General features: G+C 55.7%; 9 protein-coding genes. 4 read left to right on the top strand and 5 right to left on the bottom strand.

Annotated features, from left to right (window positions below; translation table 11 throughout):
* Positions 1-100: 100 nt before the first annotated feature.
* The 4 genes from ACNPN0_RS09280 to ACNPN0_RS09265 form a co-directional block, all read right to left on the bottom strand.
* Positions 101-2,563 (bottom strand): glycosyltransferase family 2 protein, encoded by a 2,463-nt coding sequence (locus ACNPN0_RS09280; RefSeq protein ID WP_448937845.1) that lies wholly within the window; start codon positions 2,561-2,563, stop codon positions 101-103.
* A 596-nt stretch (positions 2,564-3,159) separates the two neighbouring features.
* Positions 3,160-4,755, bottom strand: coding sequence for a phosphoglycerate dehydrogenase (gene serA / locus ACNPN0_RS09275; protein WP_448937846.1), 1,596 nt, complete (start codon positions 4,753-4,755; stop codon positions 3,160-3,162).
* A 793-nt stretch (positions 4,756-5,548) separates the two neighbouring features.
* Positions 5,549-5,893 (bottom strand): hypothetical protein, encoded by a 345-nt coding sequence (locus ACNPN0_RS09270; protein ID WP_448937847.1) that lies wholly within the window; start codon positions 5,891-5,893, stop codon positions 5,549-5,551.
* A gap of 78 nt (positions 5,894-5,971) precedes the next feature.
* Positions 5,972-6,175 (bottom strand): hypothetical protein, encoded by a 204-nt coding sequence (locus ACNPN0_RS09265; RefSeq protein WP_448937848.1) that lies wholly within the window; start codon positions 6,173-6,175, stop codon positions 5,972-5,974.
* A gap of 16 nt (positions 6,176-6,191) precedes the next feature.
* On the opposite strand from ACNPN0_RS09265, the gene ACNPN0_RS09260 reads away from it, so the two are divergent.
* The 3 genes from ACNPN0_RS09260 (at position 6,192) to ACNPN0_RS09250 (ending at position 11,082) form a co-directional block, all read left to right on the top strand.
* Positions 6,192-8,567, top strand: a complete 2,376-nt coding sequence (locus tag ACNPN0_RS09260) for a SpaA isopeptide-forming pilin-related protein (protein ID WP_448937849.1) — start codon at positions 6,192-6,194, stop codon at positions 8,565-8,567.
* Positions 8,568-8,636: 69 nt separating this feature from the next.
* Complete coding sequence (locus tag ACNPN0_RS09255) at positions 8,637-10,046, top strand: SpaH/EbpB family LPXTG-anchored major pilin (protein WP_448937850.1); 1,410 nt, start codon at positions 8,637-8,639, stop codon at positions 10,044-10,046.
* Positions 10,047-10,170: 124 nt separating this feature from the next.
* Positions 10,171-11,082 (top strand): class C sortase, encoded by a 912-nt coding sequence (locus ACNPN0_RS09250; protein ID WP_448937851.1) that lies wholly within the window; start codon positions 10,171-10,173, stop codon positions 11,080-11,082.
* A gap of 35 nt (positions 11,083-11,117) precedes the next feature.
* Here the strand turns inward: ACNPN0_RS09250 and ACNPN0_RS09245 are convergent, their stop codons facing one another.
* The gene (locus tag ACNPN0_RS09245) at positions 11,118-11,822 is read right to left on the bottom strand and encodes a class I SAM-dependent methyltransferase (protein ID WP_448938887.1); all 705 of its coding nucleotides are present in this window, start codon (positions 11,820-11,822) and stop codon (positions 11,118-11,120) included.
* Between the two features lie 164 nt (positions 11,823-11,986).
* On the opposite strand from ACNPN0_RS09245, the gene ACNPN0_RS09240 reads away from it, so the two are divergent.
* The gene (locus ACNPN0_RS09240; RefSeq protein WP_448937853.1) at positions 11,987-12,643 is read left to right on the top strand and encodes a sunset domain-containing protein; all 657 of its coding nucleotides are present in this window, start codon (positions 11,987-11,989) and stop codon (positions 12,641-12,643) included.
* Positions 12,644-12,693 lie beyond the last annotated feature (50 nt).

Genomic DNA, 12,693 nt, shown 5'->3' with positions numbered 1-12,693 from the left:
GATTAGTTCAAACACTATTCCAACAGTAGTCAATGCTGCAGCTAACACTAAGAATAATTTAATTTTATTTGCAAAAACTTTAATCAATGTGATCCCTTATCTATGCCAAAGCCAAAAGGTTTCGGAAGTGTTCTTCTAAAACGTCGCCGCCTGCGAACATTCGAGTCAACGCGTCTCTAACGTTTCTGGCCTGCACTTGATATGATTCTTGACTTCGCCAGTAATATTCAAGCAGTTGGGCCACTCCTTCCGGAGTACTATAAAGTGCAGTATCACCATGCGCATCACGGAATTGTTCAGGGAGAATGACAATCTTCCCAGTAGCAGCGGCTTCAAATGCTTCTCTACAAAGATTTTCGTCCGAATCTTCGCTCGGGAAGTAAACGAAGAAGTCGATCGCCCTCATATAATCCACCGGACGAATCTCGCCTTCTCGGAATGAAACCCAGTTATCTGCATAATATTTGTCATTGAGGTTTCTGAGCGCTCCGCGAGCGTCACCTAAAATCCAGACTTCAGCAGAATCGTCTGTTGGCCACAATTGTTGAATTGTTTCTTTCATCGGCCAGTCCGAGTAAATATTCTGGCAGCTACGTCCTAGAATCGGTATTTTTCGAGGACTGCTAATACCTGAGTTATTCTTTCCAGTCCAAGATTCCAGATGGAGGACCAATGGCCATGCTCCTGGCAGTACCGAAACTCCAGAGTCTTCAGCCTCACCTACAACCTGCGACACGTTATTTAGGAATGACCACTCTACATTAGCGGAAAAATAATTCTGCGTGTTTCGAGTGCAGTCATCATATAAATATCGAATGACTTCACCGTTGTTATCAGAGGGGAGATCAAACGGAGCCATTATTATCTTTCCAACCCGAAGATTGGATTCCTGCGAAGTCGGGAATTGCATGATGGACGGATCATGGAAGATCAGGTTCGCAATTTTTACTTCTTGGTCGGAAGTGACCTGCGTTATTGTCCCATTATTGATCAGTTGTTGTATCTGTAAGTTCGGCTTCGTAGAAGTACGGGCGTTTGAGTTTGGCGATTCCATCTGCATGATACCGATATGAAGACCTCTGGCAACAAGGAATCTCACTTCGTCGACAGCAGCTCGCTGCCATCCATGTGACACACGCCAGTCTGCAGCAAAGACGATATCCAGCTCGCTGGGTGCGGGCTTGGTGATTTGGAAACGATGTGGGATCGGTAGCGGTACCTTCGGTTCGTCTTTCACGGACAGGCTTAGTGACGGAGTATTCGAATGCCAATACAGGGCTGCATTCCAGAAAGCACGACGTGATTGATGCGACCAACCTGAAGAGAAATCACCACGAGACAGCGAATTAGGCATTAGACGAATGATATAGAGCGCGTCGCGGATTACTCCAACATTTCTTTGAGAATAAAATTCTACGCGTTGCCTAAATTCACTATCAGCTGCCTTACGTGCATCTAGGTAACCGCCAACCTCACGTGCTAGATGGAGTGGAGTCATAAAACTAACTTCGCATTTTCGTGTTGGACTAAGGCCAGGCATAATCCGACTTAGGTTTTCATCCGTGCGAACTGCCGAGGTCATCACACCAGCAGCTTTTGGGTCCTCGAGCATGTATTTAACTTGAGATTCTATTCGTTCAGGATGAGACCAATCGTCAGAATCTTGTCCCGTTACGAATTCTCCCGTGGCGACTTCCAAACCAACATTGCGCGCGCGGTACGTTCCTCCATTCTCCGTCAATAACACGAGTTTAACCCTGGCATCTTCTCCAGCTAGTTTTTCTAAGAGCTCGCTTTTGCGGCTCGGGCTTGCATCGTCAATAATGATTAGCTCAAGATTTCTCCAGGTCTGATTCAAAATGGAACGTGCTGCCGCTATAAAGGCTTCCGGCTCAGGGTCGTAACTGGTCATGATGACTGAAACAAGCGGGCCGTCAGTTATTTGATTTAGATCATTGTCTGCCGTCAAACGGTCAAATGGTCTCTTAGCCTCCCCAGATAACGCGACTGGAATTCTGCCACAAGATTCGAATATCTTATTAAATCCTTGTTGCCAGTGCGTATACTCACTGTTCTCCAAACCTAAGAACGGGTTATACATATCCACTTCTAGATACCCGTCTTGAACCTCTTTCAGTTCCGGGTTTGCATTCAGATGCGCCACCGCTTCGGAATATGCAGCTGATTCGAAGATCAGTTCGAATTCGAGTTGCCTGTACTTCTGGAAAAGTTTCGTTCGAGGTAAATTTTCATTCGCCGCATGAATGATTTTTCGTCCGTTTGCCCGATCTTCGGTATTGATATTCTGCAGGGCCACGATCCGTCCCAAGGACGCAAGAGCAGCAAAGTCGATCTCACCATTTGTGAAGTCATCAAGATTTTCAGAAAGTTCGTCGTAGGTAATTCCTTGCCCAACTACGATGGTGGCCAAAACATCGCGATACTTCATTGATTTGGTAAGAAGCGCGTGTTCTTCCGCTTGGGGCATGTTTCGACGGATACGACATGCGTATGATTCCAGCAGCTCATAGTAATTAGCGTTCAACTTCGGCACAACTTTCATCCATGCTTGATTCTCTCTAATCATAGTCTAGTAAAGGATGGTCAATACCGCTGTAGTCGCAACAGTGCCCAGCAACTAACTATCGGCTAGTTAGTATTCATGTGCGAAACTACACGGTCCGTGATAACGACTTTTAGGAAGAGCAGGAATTATCGGAATGCATTGTTATTGTTCGTCAGGACAATTCTGCCTGGAAACATCGACATAGCAGACGTAAAGGTGGAAATTTTGAAATCAAAGCATCGCCTGATGTAAGACCATCAGATTTTTAAGCGGAATAAACACCCAAGTCACGACACGAAAAATCTCAGAACTTTCTACTACGTAAGCAAACTATCGATACGTAGCACGCAAATTCAATTCCTCCGTTTTAATTGCTCGAAGGAACAATTTCCCGTTTGACAGTATTGATCGAGATGCTATTGCCCCCGACCAGATCGAAGCGTGCCGGATTCTCAAAATGAATTTCGATTGTCCCCCACTTCTGTGTAGAACACAAGAAGGATATGGCACTTCCAGCCTGTGCCATACCCTTCTTGGAACTTTCTATGAATTACGAGTTAATGGAACTCGTATTTAGTCGAGCTACGAATGTCTTACCCAGCTAGATTGATCTCGCGCGCAACACTTGCACCAATCGCCGCACCAACAACATCCAGAACGCCTTGTGGCAACGCCGAATCAATATTGATGACCGCCAAGGCTTCCGACTTCTTTTCATCGCGCGATACCTGCATACCGGCAATGTTGACGCCCTGCTCCCCCAGCACGTTGCCCAGCGAACCAACGACGCCTGGACGATCTGCGTAGCGGACCACGATCATGTGATCCGAAATAGGGATTTCGATTTCGTGGCCGTTGATGCCCACGAGCTTCTCGATCTGCTTAGGACCGGTCAAGGTACCAGCAACTGCAAGCTGCGTGCCCTCATTGGTGGACCCCTTGATGGTCAGCTGGTTGCGGTATTCAGGCGAATGAGGGGTGGTGATCAGACGGGTAGCAACACCACGCTGCTCAGCCAAGACCGGGGCATTCACGTAGGAGACCTGATCCGAAACAACGTCCATGAAGACGCCCTTGAGTGCCGAGAGCTCCAGGGCCTTGACGTCCAGTGACGCGATCTCGCCGGCAACTTCAACGTCAATGCTGGTCAGCGAGCCGGAAGTCAAGGCGTTGAAGATACGGCCTAGCTTCTCGATCAGCGGGATGCCGGGGCGCACGTTCTCATCGATGACGCCACCGGCAACGTTCACAGCATCCGGGACCAATTCGCCGGCCAGTGCCAGGCGAACCGACTTGGCTACCGAGACGCCGGCCTTTTCCTGTGCTTCATCAGTTGAAGCGCCCAGGTGCGGGGTGACGGTGACGTTCTCGAATTCAAAGAATGGAAGATCGGTGCTTGGCTCCTTGACGAACACGTCAATGCCAGCGCCTGCAATCTCTTCATTCTTCAATGCTTCGTAAAGCGCGTCTTGATCCACCAGACCGCCACGGGCCACGTTGACCACGTATGCGGACTTCTTCATCTTGGTGAAGGCATCCTTGCCCAGCATGCCCAGGGTTTCCGGGGTCTTTGGCATGTGGATGGTGATGAAGTCGGCCTCAGCCAACAGCTCGTCCAAGGTCAGCAAGGTGACACCCAGCTGTGCTGCACGGGCAGGAGTGACGTATGGGTCGTAGGCAACGATCTCCATGCCGAAGCCCTGCAGGCGGGCAGCAACCAGTGCACCGATGCGGCCCAGGCCGATAATGCCGGCCTTCTTCTCGAAGAGTTCAACGCCGGTGTAGGCGCTGCGCTTCCATTCGCCGTTCTTCAGCGATGCGTTGGCAGCAGGAATGCGGCGTGCCAGCGACACGATGTGGCCCACGGTCAATTCAGCCGCGGAGATGATGTTGGAGGTTGGAGCGTTGACCACCATGACGCCAGCCTGGGTGGCTGCCTTGATGTCTACGTTATCCAGGCCTACGCCGGCACGGGCGATAACCTTCAGGTTCTTTGCTGCGGCGATAGCTTCTGCATCCACCTGGGTTGCGGAGCGAACGAGGATTGCATCTACCTCGGCAATGGCTTCGAGCAGCTGGGAGCGGTCAGCCCCGTCGGTCTGACGAATTTCAAAGTCGGGGCCGAGAGCAGCAACGGTTGCTGGGGAGAGTTGTTCGGCCAGAAGTACGATTGGCTTGTTGTCAGACACGGGTGTGGCACCTTTGCGATTTCTTGGGCTGATGCTGGCAGATTGGCGATGGTTGATAACCGCCAACATGTTCCACCCTAACGCTGGAATCGTTTGAAAACCGTTGAATTCACGCATGTTACGCAGCCTGAGCGTCACTTTGTGAAAACTTTCACTAATTAGCTAGAATGTGAATTCTGCTCCATAGCCGGGCCTCCCCCGGATGCCCGGATTCGAAGCGCCCATTCCTCGCCCAATATCTTCGTTTGAAAATCGACGCTTCCGCGGAACGCGCCAGCAGGCGATGCGCAGATCGGGCAGTTCGATGATACAAGCGCATCAAGGTCCATATGCTCCGCGAGCACTGGCTGTCGCAGACCGAGTCGTCCCTGTCCGCCTGTTTCGCGGTTTCGCGGTTTCCCTTCGACCAAAACTGCATTCATGGGAATTGATGATTGACTTCCACAGTGGTCTCCCTGGCTACCCAACACAAGCATGATGACTTTTGATTTCGGTGTTGAAAAACTGGCATAAAAAGCGTATTCCTCGGTGCAGCACGAGCCCTGAATCTGTCATGTAACCGGCTGTTTAATAGCAAATTTAAAGTCGCTGTTATTTTTAGTAGCAGTTTCGGCAATTGAGTTGTAGGCTGATGCCAATACATGCAAGGACTTTGGGGAGTCCGCACTGTATCTGGGGGAAAACCGTTCGAACTTGGTGGTCGGATGGCTTTGTGTGCTTGTCTTTGACGCACACCTTGGAGCAGGAGTTTCCCTCCAAAGTCCACAAAAATTGGGGTTTTTGTGTTTGACTATCATGTTGGGGATGAGTCTGCGCACCGCAAAAACGGTCGTACAGGTAAAAAGTCCTTGCTCTGGGGAGCAAAAAAACATTGCACTTCGCAAAACGCCTTTTCCAGCGTTGCAATTAGCGCCGGAATTGTCTTCTCTCTGGCATTCGCCGGAACTTTTGTGCCAGCTTCCGCTACTTCGGTGAGCGAATCTTCAGCGGAAGCAAAACTCGCATCGTCGGCTGCTGAAACCGATCCGGCAGCCACGCTTGTTTCCGCGACGCCCACGAGCCAGGCACCCTCTTCGACTGAGCCTTCCGCTGCTGCGGCTTCTTCCGAAACCCCAGCGCCAAAAGCGAAAGCGTCCAAGCCGCCGGTTGAAACCCAGCCGACGGTAACGCAGTCGCCGAAGGCCGCGCCGGAACCTGAATCCGAGGCGCCGGTTGCTCAAACGCCACGAGCCGAGGCATCGGCAAGCGAAGAGGAAAAAGCCTCCGAGGCACCTTCTAGCGCTCCAGCGTCGAAAAGCGCGACAGCAACGGCGAAAGCCACGGCAATTGCTGGGCCATCGCCTACGGAAACTGCCAAGAAGCCATCGGAATCGCCGTCACCGTCACCTACGCCGACGGCCTCGCCCAGCGAGGCTGACAACAAACTGCTCGCACCGATGGCATTAGGGGACGTCTGCAGTGCCGCCCAGGCATCAACTCAGATTCTTGGGGGATTTGAGCTTGATGGCAACCTGTGCGCCAACGACGCGGCCCTGGATGATTGGACCACCGTTTTGACGCAACCATCGGGCAACGATGGTTTCGACGACAGTACACAGTTCACCCGTGGTGCCAGCGAAAGGAGCTGGCCGTGGGGTGCGAACCAAGTCAACGGTACGGGCCAAGCCTCCGGCCAAGCAGATATAGGCCGCAACTACGCCTATTCGACAACCAGTGATGGACATGTCTTCGCCTTCTTGGGATTCGAGCGAGGGACAAGCACCGGCACCATCCGCTACATCGTTGAGCTCAACGCCGAGAAGAACGACCCCGTAGTGATTCCCACTCCCATTCGCAGCGACGGCGACCTTCGCCTGAGCATCGAGCAGGATGGCAATAATAATCTCATCCTCACCGGTGCCTACATGTGGAACGCGAGCACGGAAACGTGGGTGCAGCAGCAAACCCTGAGCGGTTTCGTTGGTGCGACGAATACCCAGCCCATTACCGGCTTCGACGGAACCAGCACCATCCCGGTACGCGGCTTCGCGGAAATCGGCGTGGACCTGACTGCCCTGTTCGGGGAAGCTACCTGTACCGGCAATTACGGCACGCTGAATCTGCGTTCCTCCTCCTCGATTCCGGAAACATCCAACTTGGGTGACTGGATCGCCCCGATTTCCCTTGCCGTGCCGAGCACCTGCTCCAGCGTGCAGGTCGAGAAGAACTGGGTCATCGACGGCGAGGAATACGAAAACGGCCAGCAGCCCGACGGCATCGCGGCCACGCTGGAACTGACCGGCCAAACCGCGCCGCAGTTCGGTACCGGCTACGCCAAGTACAGCAATGGCACCGACTACGAGGCCAATGATGAAATCATCATCGGCGAGTCGGTGGCCCAGCTGCCCGCAGGGTGCACCAATGCCCCCTCGGGGGATCTGGGTGAACATGTATTGCAACCTGGACTGAACTCCTACACGGTGACCAACACCGTCACCTGCACCACCCTGACCTTGGAAAAGGAAGTCATCGGCGAGGCGGCGGCCACGGAATGGACGCTGTCAGCTGATGGCAGCTCAACGGATCTGTCCGGAGTGACCGGCAGCGAAGGCGTCACCGATGTCCCGGTAGCTGCCGGCCAATACGCCATCTCCGAAACCGGCCCGGAAAACTACCAGCTGACGGACCTGGCTTGCGAGGGTGCGGCGGTTGGCGATGGCAACACCATCACCATCACTGCCGGCAGCAAAGCCACTTGCGTGCTAACCAACACCCAGGAAATTGACCTGACGGTCACCAAGACCTGGGTGGTCAATGGCACCGAGTACGCTCACGGCGAGCAGCCGGCAGGAGATGCGGAGCTGAGCATTGATGGCCAAGCAGCTGAATTCGGGGCAACCAGTTCCGGGCATCTGATCGGGGACGAGGTGGCCATCGAGGAAACCCTCACCGGCACGCTCGCCGAGCTGTGCCAGGTGACCAGCTCGACCATTGACGGCGTCGAAGGGCTATCCGCCACCCACACCATGGCCGGGACTCCCTCGCCCAATGTGGTGGCAATCGTGAACACCGTGGAATGCGAACAGCTTTTGACGCTGGTCAAGGTGGTGGACAACGAGGACTTCAACGGAACCTCGACCACCGATGACTGGACGCTGAGCGCTTCGGGCACCGCGGGGAGCATCGAAGGAAAGACCGGAGAAACGGCCGTCACCGAAGCATCGGTGGGCGTGGGAACCTACCAATTGGCCGAGGAAGGCACCGCCGCAGGCTACGAACCAGGCACCTGGAGCTGCGTCGGCACCGGAAGCGGCGAAGGAGCGGCGATCACGCTGGAGCTTGGCCAGGAGGCCACCTGCACCATCGTGAACACGGCCCTTCCCGGATCGGCCAGCTGGACCAAGACCACCGTTGACGGCGACCTGCTTGCAGGTGCCGAATGGACCCTGACCGGACCACTGGGCGATACATCGGAAGCCATCGCGGTCACCGACTGCATGGCCGAAGGCTGCACCGGACCGGATATGGATCCAGCCAAGGGCAAATTTGCCTTGGCAAACCTGAAGTGGGGCAGCTATACGCTTCAGGAAACCACCGCTCCTCCGGGCTACGTCAAGGACGAGCAGATCCATGAGTTCGAGGTCACCGGCGACGCACTGCAGATCGAGCTTGCTGCCATTACCAATGAGCAGCAGGACGGTCCCGTGCTACCACTGACCGGTGGCATCGGCCGAGATCAGATTTATCTGATTGGCGGCGCAATCCTGGTACTGGGGCTGGGCATCTGGGGTGCACAGGCCTTCCGTATCCGTCATAGCCGCAACCTCGGCTAGATTCAACCAATTCACCAATCACGCTGAACTTGGGTAGGCGTAAAAATCACTCGCACAAAAGGAGTAATCGTGTTCACGCAACGCAGACTCGGCAAGCTGATTGCCGGAGCAAGTGCCATGGCACTTGCTGGGATGGGGCTATTTGGGGTAGCCGCCGCATCCGCTGACGAAATTTCGGATATTACGCCGGGGACCCCGGGCAGCATCTCGGTCCACAAGTCTTCGGCGGACCCTGTTGAAGGCCTCAACAACGGCTCCCTGCTGGAACCGGATCCCGGCGCGGGCCTGGGCCTGGATGGCGTTGAATTCACCTTGCAGCAGGTGCTGTTCGACGGCGAGCCAATCGACTTGAGCGTGGCCGACGGCTGGGAACTGGCAGAAGCCCTGGCACCAGAATCCGCCGGAGGCGCATTGCCTGCAGGCTACACCCTGGCCGCCGGTGTCCCCGAGGTAACAGTGGGAGGTATCGCTACCTTCAGCGGTTTGGACTTGGGACTGTATCTGGTCACCGAAACCGATTCGGGCGACAACCTGATCGACGCCGCAGCCGCACCGTTCTACGTGAGCATTCCTTATCCGAATGCCGACGGCACCTGGAACTACGACGTGCACGTCTATCCGAAGAACACGCTGAACACCATCGAGCAGACCAAGACCGTGGATGATACCGCCGTGTTCCTGGGCGATGAGGTCACTTGGACGCTGGTCACCGATGTCCCTGACTCGGATCTTCCCTACAAGTCCTACACCTTGACCGATAGCCTCTCGGGGAACCTCGATTTCATCTCCTGGGAGTCGGTATCGATTGGCACCGGGGAACTTGTTCCTTTTGATGACTACACCATCTCGGCCGACAATGCGGTGATCACCTTCACCGGGGCGGGCCTCGCCAAACTCGATGCGGCTGGAGCGACTACCGTGACGGCCGTATTGAAGACCAAGGTCAACTCCATCCCTGAAGGCGGAGTCATCGAGAACACCGCGACCGTGAACATCAATGGCACGGAAGCTGATGGCACCACCAACACCAACCTGGGCACCTTGCAGCTGGAAAAGAAGGCTGAAGGCGAGAACGGCGTCCTGCTGGACGGCGCGGAATTCGAGCTCTATGGAACTGCACCTGATGCCGAGGGCGAACCCACCAGTTCGCCTCTGGCTACCGGAACCACGGTAGACGGGGTCGTCAAGTGGGAACTGCACCTGGGCATCGAGGACGACATGGAATCAAGCTACTGGGTCAAGGAAACCAAGGCGCCAGCCGGATACGTGCTTCCGGCTGATCCGTGGTCCGGCGAACTGGTTGTGACCAACGGCCAGATCCTGATCGAGACCATCACCAACCACAAGCCGACCGGTCCTGATCTGCCGCTCACCGGCGCCTCGGGCACCGTGCTGTTCACCATTGCAGGTCTTGGCCTGATGGCCGCCGCCGGTGGTGCGGTACTGGTGAAGCGACGCCGCTCGCGCACCCAGGGCTAACCCGAGTACTGCTTGATGCAGCACCAGGGTTGCCAGTAGATGGTGGGAGAACTAAGTATTGCTTGGGACTCCCACCATTTTCTTTCTGAACTTCCTGATTCCCAAGACTTCATAGGCAGAAATCATGAGCTCGACTCCCAGTTCCACGCTTTCCCCTCCCCCGCAGCACAGGAACCGCTGGCGCGTCCCAGTGTCCACGCTGGTGATCGCCGTCGTCTTCCTGGCCGGTACGCTCATGCTGCTGTACCCGCCGGCGGCGAGCTGGTTCTCGCAATACAACCAATCCAAGATCATCAAGGAAATCTCCAGCGACGTTTCCCACGAGGGCAGCTCCACGATTTCCCAGGAGCTGCAGCGGGCCCGGGAGTACAACGAGGAACTGGTTGGCGGCGGCTTGCTGGCTCCGGGCAGCAATATCCCTACCAGCAACGGATCGGTGCGGGAAGATACCGAGTACGATTCCCTGCTCAACGTCAACAGCGAGGGGCTCATCGGCCGGCTGCGTGTCCCGTCGGTGGACATCGACCTGCCGATCTACCACGGTACCGATGACCAGACCTTGCTCAAGGGCGTCGGTCACCTGCAAGGTACCGCGCTGCCTGTGGGCGGGCAGTCCATGCATGCGGTGCTGACCGCTCACCGCGGGCTGCCTGAGGCCAGCCTGTTCAACGATCTGCCCCAGGTGAAAATCGGCGAGACCTTCAGCATCGAAGTCTTCAATGAGGTTCTAACGTACCGGGTGGTTGAAACGCAGACGGTTGAGCCGGATGAAACGAAGGCGCTGACCCCGCAATTCGACAAGGATCTGGCCACCTTGGTCACCTGCACTCCCCTAGGCATCAATACGCATCGCATGCTGGTCACCGGCGAACGCGTGCACCCTACCCCGCGTGCAGATCTGGAAGCCCTCGGCTCCACTCCTGAGATCCCGGGCTTCCCCTGGTGGAGCGTCTGGCTCGGATCAGCACTGCTGCTCCTGGGGACCTGGGTGTTTCTTGCAGGTCGCCCCCGTTCTGGCAAGAACATCGGCGTCTAGTTCTAGTCCGCAGGGGCAGGTTTGCGCCTCGCCTGCTAGCGCGTCGAGCGCAGCGAGAAGAACAGGAAACTCAGGAACGCGTCGCGTTCTCGCAAGGCTTCTGGAATCACGCCTTCGGGTGCATCCTTGGCATACGGCGGCTCCCAGACACGCTCCACCGCGAACCCTGCGGAGATCAGCGCCGTCATGGTTTCGTGTAAAGGCCGATGCCAATAGGTCAGTTCGGCGGGCTTCCCATTGAACGCCACTTCGTCGGTGTACTGGGTGAGCTGGAAGTAGTCCTTGCCGCGGTGGTTGAACGGGTAGAGAATCGGGTGGTTCACCGACATGATGAGCCGGGGGCCGGGCTTGAGCACCCGGCGGACTTCCTCCAGTGCGTAGTCCCAGTCCGGCAAGTAGTGGAACACCAAGGAAGCAATGGCATCGTCAAAGCTGTTGTCGGCATACGGGAGCTTCTCCCCCAGAGTCGCCACTTTCAGGTCCGCGTCCTCGCCCAGCCGCTGACGTGCCAGATCCACCATGGCCCGGCTGGTGTCGAAGCCCGAGACGCTCGCGCCACGGCTCATGAGCTGCTCGGACAGCGGACCGGCGCCGCAGCCGATATCCAGGATGTCCCGGCCGGCAACCTCTCCCGCCAGTTCCAGGGTGGCTGGCCGCTCATAGTAGGCGTTCAGCATGCTGAATTCGTTCTCGTCAGCGTAGTCTTGGGCGAAATCGTCGTAGTTGCTTTCCTGTGGCACGGGCGCGCTCCTTTGCATGGTTTTGCCCGAGCCTAGCAAAGGCTTCAACTAATCATTGGGAAAACACTCGACTGCTCGGGTAACGCTTTGACGGCAATAGCCGCAATCGATCACAATCGCGTCCAGCCATAGTTTCTATTCCCAGTCCAGATTAGAATCAGCACATGGGACCGATCAGTGCCCATGCTCGCTCGACTTTCCATGGGGAGAAATTGAATAAATTAGTTCAGCGTTCGCTCGCTGTCATCGCTTCGGGAGCACTTGTATTCTCCGGTGTCTCCGCGGCCACGGCCGCTCCGTTGCCCACCAGCATGTCATCTGCCAGCATCGTTGCTGCGAAGAAAAAGGCTCCTGCGGTAACCATCAAGAAAATCGGCACGAAAACAGTCAAGGGCTCAGCCAAGGCAACCATCAAGCCTAGCTATTCCAAGGCAAAGAACGTGAAGATCAAGTCGGCGTTGCTGAAGGTGGTCAAGGGCAAGAAGACCGTCGCCAGCAAGAAGAAGTCCGTCAAGCTTGCAGCGGGCACCTACAAGGTCACCACCACGGTCAAGTACCAGCTCAAGGGCAAGACCTCGACCGTGCAGAAGACGCAGACCTTGCTGGTGAAGAAGGCGGCCGCCAAGCGTTCCGTGAAGATGAGCGGGAAGGCAAAGAACTGCCCTGCGGGGTACCCGGTGAAGGGCAACCGCACCGGCAGCCAGAAGGAGTGGAAGTACCACGTCAAGGGACAGCGCTTCTACAACATCACGAAGCCAGAAGAATGCTTCAAGACTGCAGCTGATGCGCGCAAGGCCGGCTACCGGGCTTCGAAGCTCTAAACCTGCCTGGCTGGTATCCGACCCAGCAGACTGAAAAATCGACCTCGGTT

Source organism: Glutamicibacter sp. AGC84, from assembly GCF_053543575.1.
The sequence above is the reverse complement of the archived record's forward strand: the minus strand, read 5'-3'. Positions and strand labels throughout refer to the sequence as shown.

Bases quoted from the DNA above. Each gene is read 5' to 3' on its own strand.
- ACNPN0_RS09280 (WP_448937845.1), bottom strand. From the start codon at position 2,563: ATGAAAGTTGTGCCGAAGTTGAACGCTAATTACTATGAGCTGCTGGAA.
- ACNPN0_RS09240 (WP_448937853.1), top strand. From the start codon at position 11,987: ATGGGACCGATCAGTGCCCATGCTCGCTCGACTTTCCATGGGGAGAAA.
- ACNPN0_RS09260 (WP_448937849.1), top strand. From the start codon at position 6,192: ATGGCATTAGGGGACGTCTGCAGTGCCGCCCAGGCATCAACTCAGATT.
- ACNPN0_RS09250 (WP_448937851.1), top strand. From the start codon at position 10,171: ATGAGCTCGACTCCCAGTTCCACGCTTTCCCCTCCCCCGCAGCACAGG.